The 20,201-nt window shown below is 66.9% G+C and carries 13 protein-coding genes; 11 read left to right on the top strand and 2 right to left on the bottom strand.

Annotation, left to right across the window (positions count from 1 at the left end; translation table 11 throughout):
• The first annotated feature begins 18 nt into the window (after positions 1-18).
• Genes bamA through dnaE form a run of 8 tightly spaced genes read left to right on the top strand, consistent with a single transcriptional unit; the run spans position 19 to position 10,384 of the window.
• The gene (bamA, locus tag CYU89_RS12960) at positions 19-2,313 is read left to right on the top strand and encodes an outer membrane protein assembly factor BamA (RefSeq protein WP_296281546.1); all 2,295 of its coding nucleotides are present in this window, start codon (positions 19-21) and stop codon (positions 2,311-2,313) included.
• 9 nt (positions 2,314-2,322) lie between these two features.
• Positions 2,323-2,832 carry an OmpH family outer membrane protein gene (locus tag CYU89_RS12955; RefSeq protein ID WP_296281545.1) on the top strand — a complete coding sequence of 170 codons (510 nt, stop codon included), beginning with the start codon at positions 2,323-2,325 and terminating at the stop codon, positions 2,830-2,832.
• A 35-nt stretch (positions 2,833-2,867) separates the two neighbouring features.
• Positions 2,868-3,911, top strand: coding sequence for a UDP-3-O-(3-hydroxymyristoyl)glucosamine N-acyltransferase (gene lpxD, locus CYU89_RS12950; RefSeq protein ID WP_296281544.1), 1,044 nt, complete (start codon positions 2,868-2,870; stop codon positions 3,909-3,911).
• A 5-nt stretch (positions 3,912-3,916) separates the two neighbouring features.
• Positions 3,917-4,360, top strand: a complete 444-nt coding sequence (gene fabZ, locus CYU89_RS12945) for a 3-hydroxyacyl-ACP dehydratase FabZ (protein ID WP_296281581.1) — start codon at positions 3,917-3,919, stop codon at positions 4,358-4,360.
• The gene (lpxA, locus tag CYU89_RS12940; RefSeq protein WP_296281543.1) at positions 4,353-5,123 is read left to right on the top strand and encodes an acyl-ACP--UDP-N-acetylglucosamine O-acyltransferase; all 771 of its coding nucleotides are present in this window, start codon (positions 4,353-4,355) and stop codon (positions 5,121-5,123) included. The genes fabZ and lpxA overlap by 8 nt, the downstream gene beginning before the upstream one ends.
• 4 nt (positions 5,124-5,127) lie before the next feature.
• A complete protein-coding gene (lpxB, locus tag CYU89_RS12935) occupies positions 5,128-6,282 on the top strand; it encodes a lipid-A-disaccharide synthase (protein ID WP_296281542.1) in 1,155 nt (384 codons plus the stop codon).
• A complete protein-coding gene (gene rnhB, locus CYU89_RS12930; RefSeq protein ID WP_296281540.1) occupies positions 6,279-6,878 on the top strand; it encodes a ribonuclease HII in 600 nt (199 codons plus the stop codon). Before lpxB ends, rnhB begins: the two co-directional genes overlap by 4 nt.
• Entirely contained in the window at positions 6,875-10,384 is a 3,510-nt protein-coding gene (dnaE, locus tag CYU89_RS12925; protein ID WP_296281538.1) for a DNA polymerase III subunit alpha, read from the top strand. Before rnhB ends, dnaE begins: the two co-directional genes overlap by 4 nt.
• 355 nt (positions 10,385-10,739) lie before the next feature.
• Here dnaE and CYU89_RS12920 read toward each other — a convergent pair whose 3' ends face one another.
• Positions 10,740-11,162, bottom strand: a complete 423-nt coding sequence (locus CYU89_RS12920; RefSeq protein ID WP_296281537.1) for a DUF6160 family protein — start codon at positions 11,160-11,162, stop codon at positions 10,740-10,742.
• A 195-nt stretch (positions 11,163-11,357) separates the two neighbouring features.
• On the opposite strand from CYU89_RS12920, the gene CYU89_RS12915 reads away from it, so the two are divergent.
• From CYU89_RS12915 to CYU89_RS12905, 3 genes are all read left to right on the top strand, one after another.
• A complete protein-coding gene (locus CYU89_RS12915) occupies positions 11,358-12,317 on the top strand; it encodes an acetyl-CoA carboxylase carboxyltransferase subunit alpha (protein ID WP_296281578.1) in 960 nt (319 codons plus the stop codon).
• An 8-nt stretch (positions 12,318-12,325) separates the two neighbouring features.
• Complete coding sequence (gene tilS / locus CYU89_RS12910) at positions 12,326-13,690, top strand: tRNA lysidine(34) synthetase TilS (RefSeq protein ID WP_296281535.1); 1,365 nt, start codon at positions 12,326-12,328, stop codon at positions 13,688-13,690.
• A 99-nt stretch (positions 13,691-13,789) separates the two neighbouring features.
• Positions 13,790-15,802: a UvrD-helicase domain-containing protein gene (locus CYU89_RS12905; protein ID WP_296281534.1), complete on the top strand. Its 2,013-nt coding sequence runs from the start codon at positions 13,790-13,792 to the stop codon at positions 15,800-15,802.
• A 92-nt stretch (positions 15,803-15,894) separates the two neighbouring features.
• On the opposite strand, the gene CYU89_RS12900 is transcribed toward CYU89_RS12905, so the two are convergent.
• Positions 15,895-20,199 (bottom strand): DEAD/DEAH box helicase, encoded by a 4,305-nt coding sequence (locus CYU89_RS12900; RefSeq protein ID WP_296281531.1) that lies wholly within the window; start codon positions 20,197-20,199, stop codon positions 15,895-15,897.
• Between the last annotated feature and the right edge of the window lie 2 nt (positions 20,200-20,201).

Genomic DNA, 20,201 nt, shown 5'->3' with positions numbered 1-20,201 from the left:
GCAATCATCAAGGTTTTTATGAACAAGAAACTGTTGCCGCGCCTGACGTGGTCCATCCTGTTGTTGTGTCTGTCTTTGTCGGCGCAGGCATTCGATGCCTTCGTGGTCCAGGACATCCAGGTGGATGGACTCAAACGCCACGACATTGCTCGGGTTTCCCGCGCGATGAATCTGAATGTCGGCGATCGGGTCGACGAGGAGCGTGTCCAGCAGATGACCCGGGATCTGTTCAAGACCGGCTATTTCAGCGATGTGGCGTTTTCCCAGAACGGCGGCACCTTGGTGGTCCGGGTGGTTGAGCGTCCCAGCATTGCGCGGTTCACCGTAACAGGAAACAAGGAAATCCCCGCCGACAAGCTGTTGCAGGGCTTGCGCGATGTCGGTCTGGCGGAAGGCCGCGCATTCGACCGCTCCGTTCTGGAGCAGGTTGAACAGGAACTGCGGCGTCAATATTTTGCCAATGGCCGCTATGGGGTCAAGATCGATACCCAGGTCAATGAGGAAACCGATAACCGGGTTGCCGTGGCGATCACCATCGATGAAGGCGAGGTGGCGACCATTCGCCGCATCAATGTCGTCGGCAATGACGCTTTCAGCGACGAAGAACTGCTGAAACCCCTGCGCGCACGCAGTGCCAGTTGGTGGCGTTTGTTCGGGAGTCGGGATCGTTATTCCCAGCAGACTTTCTCGGGCGACTTGGAAACGCTGACCTCCTTCTATCAGGATCGGGGTTACCTCAATTTCCGCGTCGAATCGACCCAGGTCTCCCTGTCCCCGGACAAGGAGAGCATCTACCTGACCGTGAATGTCTACGAGGGCCCCAAATTCCAGGTCAGCGATGTGGCGCTGCTGGGGCAGCTGGTGCTGCCGGAATCGCAGTTGCGTCCGCTGGTGACGATCCGCTCGGGCACGACGTTCTCGCGCCAGCAGGCCACGGAATCCGCCAAGAAGATTGCCGAGCGGCTGGGCGACGAGGGCTATGCCTTTGCCCAGGTGGAACCGATGACCGACATTGACGAGGCCAATCGGCAGGTCAAGGTCAATCTGGTGGTGAAGCCGGGAAATCGCTACTACGTGCGCAATGTGAATTTCCGGGGTAACACCACCACCCAGGATCAGGCGCTGCGGCGGGAAATGCGCCAGTATGAAGGCGCATCCTTCGCCGCCAGCGAGGTCGCCCGTTCACGCGTGCGTCTCGCCCGGCTGCCGTTCATCGAGCAGGCCGATGTGCAGGCCCGGCCCGTCGCCGGCGAGAGCGATCTGGTGGACGTCGATTTCGATGTCACCGAACGCAGCGCCGGGGCCTTCCAGGTGGGCGTGGGGTATTCCAGCGGCCAGGGCGTCCTGCTCAATGCCAATGTCTCCCACAGCAACTGGTTCGGTACGGGCAACCGGGTCAGCCTGGACTTCGTGACCAGCGAGTACAGCCGCAATTACAGCGCCTCGCTCACCCAGCCGTTCTATACCCTGGACGGCGTCAGCCGCACCATCTCGCTGTTCCAGCGCTCGACGGATTCGCTGACCCGGGTCAGCTCCCGTTTCGACACCGATACCTGGGGTGGTTCGCTGCGCTATGGCATCCCCATCACCGAATACGACAGCATTCGCCTGGGGGGCAGCTTCCGGGCCACGCAGTTGACGGTTCTGGAAGGCAGCACGCCCCAACAGATCATCGATTTCGTGGACCAGAACGGCGATTCGTTCAATGCACTCACCTTCGATACCGGCTGGGTGCGTGACACGCGCAACCGCACCGTATTCGCGAACAAGGGCTACATTCACCGATTGTTCGCGGACATCGCGGTGCCGGTAGTGGATCTGGAGTACTACAAACTTACCTATGACTATGAGCAGTATTTCCCCATCAACCGGCATTTGATCGGCTCGGCGCGCCTGGGCGTGGGTTATGCCGACAGCTATGGCGAAACCACTGACCTGCCGCCCTATGAGAAATTCTTCGCCGGCGGCATCCAGTCGGTGCGTGGCTACCAGGGCAGCTCGCTGGGCACTCGGGATGAATACAATAATCCCCTGGGCGGCAATTTCCGCACCATCGGCCAGTTCGAATTGCTCTTCCCCACCCTGCTGGGGGAAAGCCGCAATACGCGCTTCAGCCTGTTCCTGGACGCGGGTAACGTGTTCGATAACTATGAGGATTTCGATGCCGGTACATTGCGCACCTCCACCGGTGTGGGCTTCCAGTGGCTGACCCCGATCCTGGGTCTGCTGGAATTTGCCGTCGCCTATCCCCTGAACGATGAGCCGGGCGATGACACGGAAGTGTTCAGCTTTACCTTTGGCGCGACTTTCTAAGGAGCGGATATGCGCAGTCTGATGGCGCGAATCGCCCTGGTCATGGGGCTGCTGGGCGGCACTGGGCTGGCCCAGGCCGAAATGAAGGTCGGTGTGATCGATTTGCAGCAGTTGCTGCGTGAAGCCCCTCAGGCTCGCGCCCTGCGCGAGAGCCTGGAGGCGGATCTGGAGCAGCGCAAACGTACCCTGGCGCGGGAGGAAGCGACTTTTACCCAGAAGCAGGAAGGCTTCGACCGCGAAGCGCCAAGCCTCACCCCGGAGCGGCGGGAACAGATGGAGCGCGAACTGCTCGCCGCCCAGCGTGAACTCATTCGCAAGCGCCGGCAGTTCGAGGAAGAGTTGCAGGCCCGCCGCATGGAAGGCTTGCGCGAGATCGATCGCAGCGTCACCCGCGTCATCCGCGATCTGGCGGAACGCGAAGGCTACGATCTGATCCTGTCCGAGGGGGTCTTGTATGCGTCCCAGCGCATGGACATCACCGCTCAGGTCATCCGGGAATTACAGGGCAAAACGCCCTGATCCGCCGCGAGGGCAGCGAGTTGGCGGAATATACCTTGGCGGAGTTGGCCGGGCGTCTGGATTGCAGCGTGGTGGGCGAGGGAACAACCCGCATCAGCGGCGTTTGCGCCCTGTCTCCGGGACAGCCCGGCCACATTGGTTTTTTGGCCAATCCCACCTATCGGCGCCTGCTTGGGCACACTGAGGCAGCCGCCGTGGTGCTGACTGAGGCTGATGCGCCATCAAGTCCGGTCCCTGCCCTGGTTGCGAGCAATCCCCATCTGGTCTTCGCCCGACTGGCCGAGTTGTTTGCCTCGCCCCGCTGCGCCCGCCCTGGCATCCATGCCACGGCCGTGGTGGACGCCACGGCCAGGGTGCACTCCGGTGCCGAGATTGGCTCCCATTGCGTGATCGAGGCAGACGCTGAAATAGGGGACGCAGTGGTTCTTGGCCCGCACTGCGTCGTGGCCGCGAGCGCCCGAATCGGCGCTCAGAGCCGATTGGTGGCGCGTGTTTTCATCGGTGTGGGCGTGACGATGGGCGCTCGTTGCGTGATCCATCCCGGTGCGGTGATCGGTGCGGATGGATTCGGTTTCGCCCGCGATGGCGTGCGCTGGGTCAAGGTTCCCCAGCTGGGTACGGTACGCATCGGCGATGATGTGGAAATCGGCGCCAACACCACGGTGGACCGAGGGGCGCTGGACGACACCGTGCTGGACGAGGGCGTCAAGCTGGACAACCAGATCCAGATTGGTCACAACGTGCGCATCGGCGCGCATACCGCGATCGCCGCCTGTACGGGCATTTCCGGGAGCACGGTCATCGGACGGCGCTGCATGATCGCCGGTGGCGTCGGCATGAGTGGCCACCTGCAGATCGCCGATGATGTGGTCATCACGGGCATGACCATGGTGACCCACTCGCTCCATGCCGCCGGGGTATACTCCTCGGGCTTGCCGGTCGATGACAATCGCCGTTGGCAGCGCAATGTGGCGCGGTTTCGCCATCTGGATACACTGGCGGGGCGCGTGCGTCGCCTGGAACGCGGCCCAACGGCTGGCGTGGTCCCCGCAGCCGATGAAGAAGGATCCGACGCTTGACCCGCATGGATATCCCCGAGATTCAGGCGCTTCTGCCCCATCGTTACCCCTTTCTCCTGCTGGACCGCGTGACCGCGCTGGAGCCAGGTCGTCATCTGGTGGCACTCAAGAACGTCACCATCAACGAGCCGTTCTTCCAGGGCCATTTCCCCGGCCGTCCGGTGATGCCCGGTGTCCTGATCCTGGAGGCCATGGCCCAAGCCACCGGTATCCTCGCCTATCGCAGCGCCGACACACCGCCGGATCCCGACGAACTGTATTACCTGGTTGGCATCGATCGTGCGCGTTTCAAAAAGCCGGTGGAACCCGGTGACCAATTGGTCATCCACGCCGAGCTGCAACGCACGCTGAAGAAAATCGGGCGTTTCCGGACCCGTGCTGAGGTCGAGGGCGTCTGCGTGGCTGAAGCCGAAATCATGTGCGCCGCGCGGAGTTACGATCGTGATTGACCCGCGCGCGATCATCGATTCCGGGGCCCAGATTGCCGAGGGCGTCCGGATCGGGCCCTTCAGTGTCATCGGTGCGGGAGTGGAAATCGGCCCGGAATGCACAATTGGGCCTCACGTGGTCATCAAGGGACCCACACGCATCGGCCGCGGTAACCGGATCTACCAGTTCGCCTCCATCGGTGATGATCCGCAGGACAAGAAATACCGCGGCGAACCAACGCGGTTGGAAATCGGCGACAACAACACCATCCGCGAATACTGCACCCTGAACCGGGGTACCGTGCAGGATCAGGGCGTGACGCGAATCGGCAGCCGCAACTGGATCATGGCGTATGTCCACATCGCCCACGATTGCGTGCTGGGCGACGACATCGTGATGGCCAACAACGCCAGCCTGGCAGGCCATGTCCAGATCGAGGACTGTGCGATCCTGGGCGGCTTCGCCATGGTGCACCAGTTCTGCAAGATCGGCGCCCATGCCTTCCTGCAATTCGCCGCCGGGGTGAACCGCGACGTGCCCCCTTTTGTAGTGGCCTCCGGCATTCCAGCGCGGCCCGCCGGGCTGAATACCGAAGGCCTGCGCCGGCACGGCTTCGATGCCGATCGCGTGGGCGCGCTCAAGAAAGCCTACAAATTGCTGTATCGCAGCGGTTTGCGACTGGAGCAGGCGCGGGCCGAGCTGGCAGCCTTGGCCGTCGATCATCCGGATGTGGCCCGCTTCAGCCATTTCCTGGAATCCAATCCCCGCAGCATCATCCGTTGATGCCATGACCGTGCGCATTGGCATCGTTGCCGGTGAATTGTCCGGCGATCAGCTGGGCGGCACCTTGATCCAGGCCCTGCAGGAGCAGACCGGCGGCGACTTGCGAGTGGAGGGTGTCGCCGGACCACGCATGATCCAGGCCGGCGCGTTGCCCCTGGCCGACTGCCGTGAACTGGCAGTGATGGGACTGGTGGAGGTCATCCGCCATGTGCCTCGCCTGCTGCGGCTGCGGCGCGAGCTCGCCGAGCATTTCCTGCGCAATCGCCCCGATGTCTTCGTCGGCATTGACGCCCCCGATTTCACCCTGGGGCTGGAACGGCGCTTGCGGGACGCAGGCATCCCCACCGTGCATTACGTCAGCCCCTCGGTCTGGGCCTGGCGCCAGGGACGGGTGCGGGGCATCCGGCGGTCGGTGGATGCCATGCTGACCCTGTTGCCCTTCGAGGCCGACTTCTACCGCCGCCACGGGGTGCCGGTGCGTTTCGTGGGCCATCCGCTGGCCGATGTGTTTCCCGACCCGCCGGATCAGGCCGCCGCCCGCCATCGGCTCGCGCTGCCAGAAACCGGGGCGGTGGTTGCCCTGCTGCCCGGCAGTCGCCTGGGTGAAGTGAAGCTGCTGGCGGATCCGTTCCTGGGTGCTGCCCGTCTCATTGCCGCGCGTCATCCCGCGACGCATTTTCTCCTGCCCTTGGCCCATGCCGGGCTGCGCGCGCCGCTGGAGGCAGCGCTCGCTCGGGCAGCGCCAGGCATCACGCTACGGTTTCTGGAAGTGGGTGCGCGCGACGCGCTGGAGGCGAGTGATGCGGCTCTGGTCGCCAGCGGCACGGCCACCCTGGAGGCCATGCTGCTCGGTTGTCCGATGGTGGTGGCCTATCGGCTGGCGCCGCTGACCCATGCCCTGGCCCGCCATCTGGTGCGCGCCGACCATGTGGCCCTGCCCAACCTGCTGGCCGGTGAGCGGCTGGTGCCGGAGTTGCTGCAGGAGGCCGCGACGGCCGAGGCGCTGGCCGATGAAATGCTGGCGCTGTTGGCGCAGCCGGCGCGGGGCGCTGCGCTGCGTACCCGCTTTGCGGCGCTGCGCAGCGGCCTGCGCGCCGGAGGTGCAGCGGCGGCGGCCGATGCCGTGCTACGGGTGGCGCGGGGAGTGGGACCGGGATGACAGCAGACGATGGCCAGTTGTTGGGCTGGATCGCTGGCGTCGATGAGGCCGGACGCGGCCCACTCGCCGGGCCGGTGATGGCGGCGGCGGTCATTTTGCACCCGGATCGCCCCATCGCCGGCCTGGCGGATTCCAAAGAGCTGTCTCCAAAGCGCCGGGAAGCGCTCTACACCCAGATTGTCGAGCGGGCACAGGCCTATGCGGTGGGCCGGGCGGAGGTGGCCGAGATTGACCACTTGAACATCCTGCAGGCCACCTTGCTGGCCATGTCGCGCGCGGTGCAGGCGCTCCAGGTGATCCCCGAGATTGTGTGGATTGACGGCAACCAGGCCCCGCGCCTGCCGATGCCGGTGCGCACCCTGATTCAGGGCGATCGCGACGGCGGCCCCATCAGCGCTGCTTCGATTTTGGCCAAGGTCAGCCGGGATCGGGAAATGGCCCGGCTGGCGGCGCTGTATCCCGATTACGGTTTCGAGCGTCACCAGGGCTATCCCACCGCTGCTCATCTGGCGGCCTTGATGCGCCATGGTCCCAGCCCGGTCCACCGGCTGAGCTTCGCGCCGGTGCGGCGTGCCCTCGCGGGGGCTGCACTGTGACGGTCTCTTTCGTCCATCTGCGTGTGCATACCGAATATTCACTGGTGGATGGGGCGGTGCGCATCAAGCCGCTGGTGGCCCGGGCGCGCGAGCTGGGCATGCCCGCCGTCGGCATCACCGACCAGTCCAACCTGTTCGGTCTGGTGAAGTTCTACAAGGCGGCCCGGAGTGAGGGCATCAAGCCCATCGCCGGCGTGGACCTGTGGGTTGACGAAGGGGAAGCCCAGCCGCCCAGCCGCTTGACCCTGTTGTGCCAGAACGCCGCTGGCTACCGTCATCTGACCCGATTGGTCACGCGCTTGTACCGCGAGGGCCAAGGCCGCGGCCTCCCGCTGTTGCAATGGGGCTGGCTGAATGAGGAAGGCGCGGATGGCCTGATCGCGCTTTCTGGCGGGCGGGAAGGCGCGATCGGCCGGTCGCTTCTCGCCGGCCGCGAGACGCAGGCGCGGACATTGTTGACCGCAGCCACGGCCTTGTTCGGGGATCGCTACTACCTGGAGCTGTGCCGCATCGGCCATGCCGACGAGGCGGTCTATCTGCCCGCCGCCGTTGATCTGGCCGGCCGTGCCGGCGTGCCCGTGGTGGCCACCAACGACGTGCGCTTCCTGCACCCCACCGATTTCGAAGCGCATGAGGTGCGGGTATGCATCAACAGCGGCCGCCTGCTGGACGATCCCCGGCGCCCGCGCGAGTACACGCCCCAGCAAGCCCTGCGTGCGCCGGCCGAGATGGCGGCATTGTTTGCAGATCTGCCCGAGGCCCTGGAAAACAGCGTGGAGATTGCACGCCGCTGCAGCCTGCAACTGCGGCTGGGGGAAAATGTGCTGCCGCATTTCCCGGTGCCGGCGGGGCAGACGCCGGAAGCCTTCCTGGGTGACGCCGCCCAGACCGGGCTGGAGGAACGCTTGACGCGGGGGCGCGCCCGTGCCGCTGAGCCCACGGTCTATGGCGAACGCCTGGCGCGCGAGCTCACCGTGATCAACAGCATGGGTTTTGCCGGTTACTTTCTGATTGTGGCGGACTTCATCCGCTGGGCGCGCGCGAACGGCGTGCCGGTGGGGCCGGGGCGCGGCTCCGGGGCCGGTTCGCTGGTGGCCTATGCCTTGGGCATCACCGATCTGGACCCGCTCGCCTATGATCTGTTGTTCGAGCGATTCCTCAATCCCGAACGCGTCTCCATGCCCGACTTTGATATCGATTTCTGCATGGAAGGCCGCGACCGGGTCATCGACTATGTGGCGGAGCGCTACGGCCGCGACCGGGTCTGCCAGATCATCACCTTCGGCAGCATGGCGGCCAAGGCCGTGGTGCGCGACGTGGGACGGGTGCTGGGGCATCCCTACGGCTTCGTCGATCGGATCGCCAAGCTCATTCCCTTCGAGCTGGGCATCACCCTGGACAAGGCCCTGGAACAGGAACCCGAACTGGGGCGGCTCTACCGCGAGGACGAGGCGGTCCAGACGCTGATCGACCTCGCGCGCGCGCTGGAAGGCCTGGCCCGCAATGCCGGCAAGCATGCGGGCGGGGTGGTCATCGCGCCGTCCGAACTCACCGACTTCACGCCGCTTTACTGCGAGGCCAGCGGCGAGAATCTGGTCACCCAGTTCGACAAGGACGACGTCGAAGCCGCGGGGCTGGTGAAATTCGACTTCCTCGGGCTGCGCACGCTCACCATCCTGGATTGGGCGGTGGCGGCAATCAACCGTGAGCGGGCCGGGCGAAACGAGGCAGCGCTGGATCTCGACGCCCTGCCGCTGGACGATGCGGCCACCTTCACCCTGCTCAAGCGTTGCGAAACCACCGCCGTATTCCAGCTCGAATCCCGCGGCATGAAGGACCTGATCAAGCGCCTGCAGCCGGACTGCTTCGAGGACATCATCGCCCTGGTGGCGCTGTTCCGGCCCGGCCCCTTGCAGTCGGGCATGGTGGACGATTTCATCAACCGCAAGCACGGTCGCGCCAAGGTGGACTATCCCCACCCGGCGCTGGAACCCATCCTCAAGCCCACCTACGGCGTCATCCTCTACCAGGAACAGGTGATGCAGATCGCCCAGGTGCTGGCCGGCTTCACCCTGGGCGGTGCCGATCTGCTGCGCCGCGCCATGGGCAAGAAAAAAGCCGAGGAGATGGCCAAGCAGCGCGAAATCTTCGTCAGCGGTGCCGAGAGTAAGGGGGTGGATGGCGCCATCGCCACCCACATCTTCGACCTGATGGAGAAGTTCGCCGGCTACGGCTTCAACAAGTCTCACTCCGCCGCCTACGCACTGCTCTCCTACCAGACGGCCTACCTCAAGACCCATGCGCCCGCCTCGTTCATGGCCGCCGTGCTTTCCGCCGACATGGATCACACCGACAAGGTGGTGACCCTGATCGATGAGTGCCGGACCATGGGGCTGGTCGTGCAGCCGCCGGACGTGAACCGCTCCGACTATCGCTTTACCGCCACCGATCCGGCCGGACTGCAATATGGCCTGGGGGCTATCAAGGGTGTGGGCTACAACGCCATCGAGGCGATCGTGCAGGAGCGCGCCAGCGGCGGACCGTTCCGGGATCTGGTTGATTTTTGTTGTCGGATGGATGGGCGGCGCGTCAATCGGCGGGCGCTGGAGGCCATGATTCGCGCCGGCGCGCTCGACAGTCTGGGCAATTCGCGGGCCGGGATGATGCAGGGTCTGGACGAGGCTTTGCGGCTGGCTGATCAACAGGGACAGGCCGCTGCCACCGGGCAGGAAGACCTGTTTGGGCTGGCCCATACGCCGGATCTGCCGCAGCAGGCGGCCGTGACGCAGGTCCCCGAATGGCCCGAGGCTCAGCGCCTGCAGGAAGAAAAGGAAACCTTGGGGCTCTACCTCACCGGCCACCCCATCACGCAGTTCGAGGATGATCTGCGCCAGTTCGTGTCGGGCCGCCTCAGCGACCTGCTGGGCAGCGCGTCCGATCCCGGTCCGGGCACACGGCGTGATGTGGTGGTGGCCGGGTTGGTGGTGGCCATCCGCCGGCAGGCCGGCAAGCGCGCCTTCCTGACCCTGGATGATCGCAGCGCGCGCATGGAAGTGGCGGTGTTCGAAGATCAGTACCAGCGCTTCCAGCACCTGATCGTCAAGGATCAATTGCTGGTGGTGGTGGGCAGCATCGGCTTGGATGATTACTCAGGCAGCCAGCGCCTGACACCGCGCGAATTGTTGGATCTGGAACAGATGCGGCTGCGCTATGGCCGGCGGCTCACGCTGGCCCTCGATGGACAAGGTGGTGAAAGCGCTGTCGAACAGCTGATTCACTGCCTGGAGCCCTTTCGTGACGGCTCCTGCCCGGTGCGCGTCATCTACCGCGCCCAGGCCGCCGAGGCTGTGCTCGCCCTTGGCGAATCCTGGCGGGTGCGGCCGTCCGGGGATCTGTTGCAGCGCCTGCGGGACTGGCTGGGTGCGACGGCCGTCAGCCTGGAATATGCCCGTCCGTCCCCCAGTCCCGGCAAACGCACTTCCCGGAGCGCCTTCGCAGAAGACTGAACGGTATTGCCGTTGAAAGCGCTCTGGCAGGCGCGACCCGAGCCCCAAGATCCCGCGCCGCGCTCGGACTCCAACGGCAACCTCCTATGGATCGGCTGGGTGCAGCGTCTTGCGCTTTCGGCAAGGAGGCAGCCAGCAGAGCGGCAGCGAGGCCAAGCCCCAGGCTCAAGCTCAAGCTTGTGTACCAGACCGGCAGCCGACCGATCACCGGGCCAGTGAATACCAGTGCGGCCAGCAGGGCGGCCCCCAGGGCATGCCAATATTCCAACTCGTGGAAGGCTATCTGGGTCCTGCCGGTGCGCCCCGATCCTCGGGGGAATGGCTGTGGCAGTGCCGAACCGTACTCGGAACCCGCTCAGTACGCCGGGACATATTCGCCATTCAGATAGAGCAGATAAACGCCGGTGAGGCCGAGACTGGCTCCGACGAGGGCTACTGGTTGAGCCGCCACGCCGAGTCGATTGACCGGGAAAGGGGCGTCTTCAAAAGCTGTCAGAGCCGCTCCGGCCGGCGCACTGATCGCGTATCCCGCCAGCACCGCGCTCCAGCCCGCATAATGCAGCGGAGGGCTGAGCCCCTGTACGGTGGTCAGTTCAGTCCATAGCGGTTCCAGCCCACTCCGATAGTTCTGGAGCGCTTCTCTCAGTCCGGAGATCGGGCCTTGACCTTGAACGGCGCGCAGCTCGGCGTCGGACAGTTCGACCATCTCGGCATGCGCCGCCAGGGGCGTTAGGGCAGTCACGGCAACGACAATGGCGGATTGCGTGATGGTGTTCATGGTGTTTCTTCTCCCTCTTTGATCGCTCGCAAAGCCACCAGGCCTTGCGTGTGGTACCTGTTTTTTATATCGGCGTTGGAATGCGCTGCCTGAGTGGCACGAAATGAATCGGCCGGCGTCGCAGAGATAACTTGGACAGCGGGAGTGTTTTCTGGTGGAATGTGGCCCTTGCCGGATCTGGACGACGTGCCGCCCATGCAGCTAAATTTCCTTGAATTCGAGAAACCCATCGCCGAGCTGGAAGCTAAAATCGAGGAACTCCGCCATGTGGGGGACGATTCCGCGGTCAATATCAGCGAGGAGATCCAGCGCCTCGAAGCCAAGAGCCAGGCCCTGACGGCCACGATTTTCGCCAAACTCACGCCCTGGCAGGTGTCCCAGGTCGCCCGCCACGCCCGCCGTCCCTACACGCTGGACTACATCGCCGCGATCTTCACCGATTTCGAGGAACTGCACGGCGATCGGGCTTTTGCCGACGATGCTGCCATCGTGGGCGGCGTGGCCCGCCTCGACGGCCGGCCGGTGATGGTGATCGGCCAGCAGAAAGGCCGCGACACCAAGGAAAAGATCCGCCGCAATTTCGGCATGCCACGGCCGGAGGGCTACCGCAAGGCGCTGCGCCTGATGGAGATGGCCGAGCGCTTTCACCTGCCGGTGCTGACCCTGATCGACACCCCCGGCGCCTATCCCGGTATCGACGCCGAAGAGCGCGGGCAGAGCGAGGCCATCGCCCGCAACCTGTTCGTCATGGCCCGGCTGGCCACCCCCATCATCTGTACCGTCGTTGGCGAGGGTGGCTCCGGCGGGGCACTGGCCATCGGCGTCGGCGACAGGGTGGCCATGCTGCAATACGCCATTTATTCGGTGATCTCGCCGGAAGGTTGCGCCTCCATCCTGTGGAAGGATGCCGCCCGTGCCGAGGAGGCGGCAGCCGCCATGGGCATCACCTCCGAGCGGGTCCTGGAACTGGGCCTGATTGATACGGTGATCGAGGAACCCTTGGGGGGCGCCCATCGCGATCCGGAGCTCATGGCCGAGCGGCTCAAGGCCTTCCTGATCCGCAGCCTGGATGAATTGCAGACCCTGGATGCCGACCACCTCATCAGGCGTCGGCAGGAGCGCCTGATGGCCTACGGTCCCTTCCGCGAGACCTGACCGGCGCCGTGACCACGGCGGAGCCGGTGCTGGAGGCCTTCCGCCGCGCGCTGCGGCAATGGCCCGCCGCGGGCCGGTGTCACCTGGCCTTCAGCGGCGGACTCGATTCCACGGTTCTGGTCGATCTGGCGCTGCGCTGCCGACAGGAGCTGCCGCCGCTTCATGCCCTCTACGTCGATCACGGACTTCAGCCGGACAGCGGCCATTGGGCTGCGCATTGCGCGACCTGGTGCGCGGCGCGCGGCCTCGATTTCACGGCCCTGGCGCTTGATGGCAAGCCCCCGGCGGGGGAAAGCCTGGAGGCCTGGGCGCGGCGCGCGCGTTACGCTGCCCTGGCGACGTGCTTGGCGCCGGGGGATCTGTTGCTCACCGCTCATCACGCCGACGATCAACTGGAAACCTTTTTGCTGCAGGCCCTGCGTGGGGCCGGCCCAGCGGGGCTGGCGGCCATGGCGCCGTTGCGCCGCCTCGAACCCGGCTGGCTGGCGCGCCCATTGCTCGAACTGACCCGGGAGCAATTGCGGGACTACGCCGAGGCCCGGAAGCTGGCGTGGATCGACGATCCCAGCAACGCGGATCCAGCGCTTGATCGCAATTACCTGCGCAGCGCCGTGTTGCCTGCCTTGCGCGCGCGCTGGCCCCAGGCGGCCCGCACCCTCTCGCGCAGCGCCCACCAGTGTGCACAGGCCAGCGAACAACTGACGGCCTGGGGCGAGGCGCAATTGGCTGCGGGAATGGTGGCCGATGGGGCGCTGGTGCTGACGCGCTGGTCCGAACGACCGGAGCGGGAGCGCCGTCTGCTGCTGCGCCACTGGCTCGCTGAAGCCGGCTTGCCGCTGCCCAGCACGCGCATGCTGGCGGCGATTGCGGATCAACTGGCCAGGGCCGATGCGGACCGGCAGATTCTGCTCGGTTATCCCGGCGTGGAGATTCGCCGCCACCAGGGGCGAGCCTACGCCGGCCCACCGTTGGCGCCGGTACCGGATGTGAAACTGCCTTGGCTGACGCCCTCGCAGCCGCTGGCCTTGCCGGGGGACTTGGGCCGGCTGGTTCTGGATGCGGGACCGGGCGGGCTCGATCCCCAAGCCCTTGCCGGTCGGCGCCTCGAGGTTGGGTTTCGGCGTGGCGGGGAGCGGATCCGTCTGCCGGCCCACGCCCACCACCAGATGCTGACGGAATTGTGCCGCCGCGCGAGGCTGGCGCCGTGGGTGCGCGACCGGCTGCCCTTGCTGTGGGTGGATGGCGCGCTGGCCGCAGTGGCGAACCAGTGGGTCGCGGCGCCCTTCGCGGCGCCCCCTGCCGCGCCTGGCCTGCGCCTGCGCTGGGCCATGCCCGCCACGCTTCATCCTGGCTTGTTCGACGGTGCTCATTGAGAGTGGCGGCGTGCGACGACCGCATCGCAGTCGCCCTTTCCGGCGTGCCGCGTCGGTGCTAGGCTCGCTGCCCCGCACGCCCGTTCCCCGGTCCGTTCCATGCCGCGTCTGAATCCCGAACAGCATGAAGCCGTGCACCACCTGGATGGCCCCTTGCTGGTGCTGGCCGGCGCCGGTAGCGGCAAGACCCGCGTCATCACCCGCAAGATCGTCCATCTGTTGAGCCAGCAAACCCTGGCGCGCAACGAGGTGATGGCCGTTACCTTCACCAACAAGGCAGCGCGTGAAATGCGCTCGCGGGTGAGCGAGCAACTGCGCGGTCGCCCGGCCCGCCCACCCTGGATCAGTACCTTCCACAGCCTGGGCCTGCGTCTGTTGCAACAGGAAACCCGTGCGGCGGGTCTGAAGGCGGGATTTTCCATTTTCGCCACCGACGATAGCCGTGGTCTATTGCGCGAGCTGACGCGCCAGGAGATGGAGATCGGCGATGCCGAACTGCAGGCCCTGCACAACCGCGTGTCCGCCTTCAAGAACGAACTCATCAGTCCCGAGGCGGCGCTCGCCGCCGCCGAGGACGAGGACGGCTTTCGCGCCGCCAAGCTCTATGGCGACTACGAGCGCCACCTGCGTGCCTATAACGCGGTGGACTTCGACGACCTGATCGCCCTGCCGGTGCGCTTGCTGGATGAAGACGAAGCCCTGCGCGGCCGCTGGCAGGAGCGCGTGCGCCACCTGCTGGTGGACGAATACCAGGACACCAACGCCGCTCAGTACCGGCTGCTCAAGCGCCTGGTGGGCCCCGAGGCGCGCCTCACCGTGGTGGGTGACGACGACCAGTCGATCTACGCCTGGCGCGGCGCCCGCCCCGAGAACCTGAACCTGCTGCAAAGCGATTTCCCGCATTTGCGTGTGATCAAGCTGGAGCAGAACTACCGCTCCACCAGTCGCATCCTGCAGGCCGCCAACGCCCTCATCACCCACAACAGCCATCTGTTCGAGAAACGCCTGTGGAGCCGGCTGGGGGAGGGCGAGCGGATCCAGATCTTGGCCTGTGCAGACGGCGAGGACGAGGTGCGCCGGGTGGTCGGAGAACTGCTGCAGCACCGCTTCCGCCACCGCACCCGTTACGCCGACTACGCCATCCTCTATCGCAGCAACCACCAGGCCAGGCCCTTCGAACGCGCCCTGCGCGAGCAGCAGATTCCCTATCGCATCACCGGCGGATCCTCCTTCTTCGACGCCGCCGAGGTGCGCGACCTGCTGGCCTATCTGCGCCTGCTGCAAAATCCGGACGATGATGCCGCCTTCCTGCGGGTGATCAATGTGCCGCGGCGCGAAATCGGCGCTGCCACCCTGGAAAAGCTGGCCGGCTACGCCCAGGCGCGGGGCGTGAGCCTGCTCACCGCGTCCAGCGAGATGGGGCTCACCCGTCATCTCTCGGAACGGGCGGTGGATCGGCTGCACACCTTTGCCGAATGGATGGGCCGCATGCAGCGGATTGCCCACGAGGAGGACGCGCCCACCTGCCTCAAGCGCCTGCTGGAAGGCATCGATTACCTGAACTGGCTGGGGGAAAGCGACAAGAATCGCCGGGCCGTGGAACGCCGCCAGAAGAATGTGCATGAACTGGTGGACTGGTTCGCCCGCCTGCAGACCCGCTGGCAAGACGAGGCGACCCTGCAGCGGCTGCTCGCCCACATCAGCCTGGTGGGCATGCTCGACCGACAGGAGGAATCGGACGCCGACGAGGTCCAGTTGCTCACCCTGCACAGCGCCAAGGGCCTGGAGTTCGACCACGTCTACCTGGTGGGCATGGAGGAAGACTTGTTGCCCCACCGCAACAGCCTGGAGGCGGGCAGCCTGGAGGAAGAGCGGCGCCTGGCCTATGTCGGCATCACCCGTGCGCGCCAGACCCTGACGCTGACCTACGCCGGCCAGCGGCGCATGGGCGGAGAGGAAGTCGAACGCGAACCGAGCCGGTTTCTGGAAGAGCTGCCGGCCGAGGTCATCGACTGGGTCCGCCCCACCGACGCCAGCGATGCGGCCACCCGTCAGGCCCGCGGCCGTGCGCATCTGGATGCCCTCAAGCAAATGCTGGCACGGGAGGAGTAGCCCGCCGCCATAACGCAGCGCAGGACCGCGCCGGCAGAATCAGGGGCTATAAGCTGCTGTTGGCGAGCGCCGAGAATCCAGCATGGATCGATTCAGCGCTTGCCTGGCGTTTTTCCCCGTGGGATGCGGTTTTCCTCATCGAGGGCGCCCAGACAGGGTGATCGCGCCGGATCAATCGGCAAGCCATCGAGATAGCACACGCTGCGCCCCGGCAAGGCGGGGACGCGTTCATCGGGCGTGAGGATGCCGGTTAGATTGAGTGGATCGGCGGCGGACAGCGTCACGCGCTCTTCGGCCGGGGCCTGGCGCGCCACCTCGCGCAACAGCCCGGCCGCCTCCGGCAGGGCGAACTGTTCCCCGGAAACGCCCTCGATGAAGCGCCCGCCCAGCACCTCGCCCTGGGCTTCCAGCCGCCACAGCACATAGAGCAGCTCGCGCCAGGGCGGCAACGGCGATTCCCGCGCCAACAGGGTCTTGAACACCACGCCGTAGCGGCGCAGCAGCGTCCGGGCCACCTGTTCCAGCGTCTCCAGGGGCTGGCTGGGAAAGCGCGCCGGTGCGACCTCCGGCAGCGCCAGCGGTCGCAGCCGCGACCAGCGCCCGGCCCGGGCCAGCGGACTGTGCATGTTGTCCCTGCGGCCGCCCATCAGCCGGCCGGAGCGGCGCGCCCCCGCTGTACGCCGCCTGAATCCCGCGAAGCCATCGGCGGTGATCAATCCCCAGCCGACCAGTTCCGCCAGCGCCGTCTCCAGATGGGCGGGCAACAGGCGACTGTCCAGGGCGAGCTCCTCAAAGAACAGCGCGCCCTGGGCGCCGAGCAGATCCAGCACCGACTTCGCCGCACCGGACAGCGGGAGTTGTGCCGGGTCGGTCGGTGGCGCGAGGCGCCGCCAATGAATCAGTTGCGCCCGCGGCAGCAGGGCCAGCGGGATCTGGCGCAGGCTGCCACTGCGAAAGCGCGGACGCGCCTCCTCATCTGGGGCGGGCGGGTCCAGGCGCAGCCACACATAACGCCCCTGGGCCAGCAAGGCATCGAGAGCGGCGGGGGTGAATCCCACCACGCGGGCCGGTAACAGGTAGCGTTCCCAGGCGCCGGCAGGGGCCGAGCAGCCCGCCAGCCGATCCAGGGCGGCGCTCAAACTCGCCTCGCCGGACGGCGGGCTGTCCAGGCCGTGCCAGCGGAACAGGAAACGCTGAAAATGGCGGGGGGCGACCGGGTCCTGCCGGGCGCGACGCTGTTGCAGGCTGGCCCGTTGCAGGCGAATCAGCACGCGCCGCTCGCACCATTCCGTCGTCCCCGGCGCTGTGAAAGCCCCGGTGATCACCTCGCCCTGACTCGCCAGGGCGGCCAGCGCCGGTTCCACTTCCGCTGCCCGCTGGCCCAGGGGCGCCGCCAGCGCCGCCGCGCTCACCGGCCCGCATCCGGCCAGGCGACCGGCCAGCAGCGCCTGCAGGGCCAGCGCCGGGTCCTCGGACACTGCAGGCGCCGGCACGGACGCCCCATCGATCCGTGCCTCGGGACATGCGGCCCGTACCTCGGCCAGCCGTTCCCGCGCCACCCACAGGGTTCCCGCACCGGCAATCGCCACGCGCCGGGCGCGGCCGTCTCCGATGAGCGCCTCCAGCCAGGCGGCGGCCTGGGGATGGCAGGCGAGCCCTTCGGCCGCAGTAAGAAACCCCAGCACCTGCAGCGCATCGAGGAGCTCCTCGGCATCGCGCGGCGCGGGCCGGATCTGGGCCAGGATCGACGCCAGCACGGTATCCTCGAAAAAGCCCGGTGCGTCGCTGGCCGCGGCGGCCCAGACCGCGCCACGGGTGCTGACCGAGCGGGTGCGCCGCTCCTCCGCCGCGCCATCGTCCAGAAAGGCATAGGGCCGCGCGTTGAGGATTTCCGCCGCCAGCGGGGAGGGCGCGGGCAGGTCGCGCCCGCTCACGCGGATGGCGCCGGATTCCAGCTCGGCCAGCAGCCGTTCCAGTCCTGTCGCGTCCATGACCTCCTCCATGCAATCCCGCAGGGTCTGGGCGACCAGGGGATGGTCCGGAATCTCGCGTTCGCCCTGGATGTTTTCCAGGCAGGCGAGCTGATCCGGAAACACCAGCGCGATGAGGTCCTCGGCATCCTGGCGCTGGAATTGCGGAGGGCGCCGGCGACCGCCCTGCCGACGCGCGATGGTCAGGGCGGTGGTGGCGACCCAGCGCCAACGCGTGGCGAAGAACGGCGCGTCCAGCAGCGCCTGGCTCAGCACGCCGCGCACGCTGCGGCTATGCAGATAGCGCGGCACATCCAGCAGGTCGAAGGAGTGGGTGGGCCCCAGGGACAGGATCAGGCTGTCCTCCAGGGCCGCGGCCTGCAGCTCGAAGTTGAACTGGCGGCAGAAGCGCTTGCGCAGGGCGAGGCCGAAGGCGCGGTTGAGGCGTGCGCCGAAGGGGCTGTGGATCACCAGATGGGGATCGCCCACCTCATCGATGAAGCGTTCCAGGATCAGGTGGCGCTGGGTCGGCAGCGCGCCCAGGGCGGCATAGGCGGCGCCAAGATACTGGGCGAGCTGATCCGCGGCGGGTAGGGACAGCCCATAATCCCGGGCGAGGCAAGTACGCGCCTGATCCAGCCCGCCGGCCGCAAGGGCCGCCTCGACTGTGGCGTTCAGACGGGAGACCGCCTCCGACAGGGCGTCGCTGCGCCCCGGCGCCTCGCCCAGCCAGAACGGCATGCCGGGCGGCGCGGTGCCCGCGTCCGCGACGTGGACCTGGCCGGTTTCCACCCGCAGGATGCGATAGGCACGGTTGCCGAGCTGGAAGATGTCCCCGGCCAGGCTCTCGAAAGCGAAATCCTCGTTCACCGTGCCGACGCGAAGCCCTTCCGGTTGCAGCACCACGTCATAGTCGAACAGGTCGGGAATCGCCCCGCCGTTGAGCAAGGCCGCCAAGCGGGCGCCTCGGCGTGGCCGCAGCCAGCCGGCAACCGGATCGCGGAACAGGTGGGCGCTGCGCCGTCCCCGCCGTGTGGTGACGCCGTCGCTGAGCAGATCGAGCACCTGCGCGAACTCGCTCCGCGCCAGCGCCCGGTAGGGCCAGGCTGCGGTGACCTGACGCCACAGGTCGTCCTCAGTGATCTCGCCGCGGGCGGCGACCTCGGCGACGATCTGCTGGGCCAGCACGTCCAGCGCGCCGGTGGGCACCTGCAACTGGTCCAGTGCCCCGCTCCGCACCGCCGCCAGCAAGGCCGTGCATTCCACCAGATCGTCCCGGCTCAGGGGGAACAGCCGGCCCTTGGGGATGCGCCCGATGCCATGGCCCGAGCGGCCCACCCGCTGCAGCAGCGGATTGATCGCCCGTGGCGAGCCGATCTGGCAAACCAGGTCCACTTCGCCGATGTCGATGCCCAGTTCGAGCGAGGCGGTGGCCACCAGCACCCGCAGCGTTCCGCTCTTCAGCCGGGTTTCCGCATCCAGGCGATGCTCGCGGGCCAGGCTGCCGTGGTGGGCGCCGACCACTTCCCGGCCCAGCCGTTCGGCAAGCTGCCGCGCCAGCCGCTCGCACAGGCGGCGCGTGTTGACGAAAACCAGGGTGGTGCGATGGGCCCGCACCCGTTCGGCCAGCCGGTCGTGGATCTCGTCCCAGACGGCATTGGACATGACCGCGTCCAGCGGCGTGTCGGGCAACTCCAGCGCCAGGTCCCAGGCCCGTTGATGGCCCGCGTCCACCACCGCGCAGCCGATGGGCCGGCCGGTGAGGAAGGCGGCGATCTCTTGCAGGGGGCTTTGGGTGGCGGACAGGCCGATGCGCTGGGCGCGCCGCCCGGTGAGGGCATCGAGCCGCGCCAGCGAAAGCGCCAGATGGGCGCCGCGCTTGGTGGCGGCGAGGGCATGGATCTCATCGACGATGACGGTGCGCACCGTGGCCAGCATGCGCCGGCCCGAGGCACTGGTGAGCAGCAGATAGAGTGATTCAGGGGTGGTCACCACGATGTGGGGCGGGGTGCGGCCGGCGCGCTGGCGTTCGCCGGCCGGCGTGTCGCCGGTGCGCACCCAACTGCGGATGCTCACCGCCGGCAGACCCGACGCCTGGATTGCCTTGGCGATGCCGTGCAAGGGCTGTTGCAGGTTTTTCTCGATGTCGTTGGACAGGGCGCGCAGCGGCGAGACATAGAGCACCCGCGTCTCATCGGGCAGGGCGCTGGCCAGGCCCTCGCGGACCAGGCCATCGATGGCGGCCAGGAAGGCCGCCAGGGTCTTGCCCGAGCCGGTGGGGGCGGCGATGAGGGTGTCGAGGCCCGCCGCAATGCGCGGCCAGGCGGCGGCCTGCACCGCGGTGGGCGCGCCGAAGCAGCGCGCGAACCAGGTCGCCACCGCCGGGTGGAAGGTGCTGGGCAAAGGGGGCAGCGGATAGGCGCTCATGT

The organism is Pseudoxanthomonas sp. (assembly GCF_002863005.1).
Taxonomy (GTDB): Bacteria; Pseudomonadota; Gammaproteobacteria; order Xanthomonadales; family Xanthomonadaceae; genus Pseudoxanthomonas_A.
Note: the sequence above shows the minus strand (reverse complement) of the source record. Positions and strands in the feature narration are given on the sequence as shown.

What these genes read in the sequence shown, in the direction of transcription:
- bamA (WP_296281546.1), top strand. Translation starts at nt 19, where the DNA reads ATGAACAAGAAACTGTTGCCGCGCCTGACGTGGTCCATCCTGTTGTTG.
- CYU89_RS12955 (WP_296281545.1), top strand. Translation starts at nt 2,323, where the DNA reads ATGCGCAGTCTGATGGCGCGAATCGCCCTGGTCATGGGGCTGCTGGGC.
- fabZ (WP_296281581.1), top strand. Translation starts at nt 3,917, where the DNA reads ATGGATATCCCCGAGATTCAGGCGCTTCTGCCCCATCGTTACCCCTTT.
- lpxB (WP_296281542.1), top strand. Translation starts at nt 5,128, where the DNA reads ATGACCGTGCGCATTGGCATCGTTGCCGGTGAATTGTCCGGCGATCAG.
- rnhB (WP_296281540.1), top strand. Translation starts at nt 6,279, where the DNA reads ATGACAGCAGACGATGGCCAGTTGTTGGGCTGGATCGCTGGCGTCGAT.
- CYU89_RS12920 (WP_296281537.1), bottom strand. Translation starts at nt 11,162, where the DNA reads ATGAACACCATCACGCAATCCGCCATTGTCGTTGCCGTGACTGCCCTA.
- CYU89_RS12915 (WP_296281578.1), top strand. Translation starts at nt 11,358, where the DNA reads ATGCAGCTAAATTTCCTTGAATTCGAGAAACCCATCGCCGAGCTGGAA.
- CYU89_RS12905 (WP_296281534.1), top strand. Translation starts at nt 13,790, where the DNA reads ATGCCGCGTCTGAATCCCGAACAGCATGAAGCCGTGCACCACCTGGAT.
- CYU89_RS12900 (WP_296281531.1), bottom strand. Translation starts at nt 20,199, where the DNA reads ATGAGCGCCTATCCGCTGCCCCCTTTGCCCAGCACCTTCCACCCGGCG.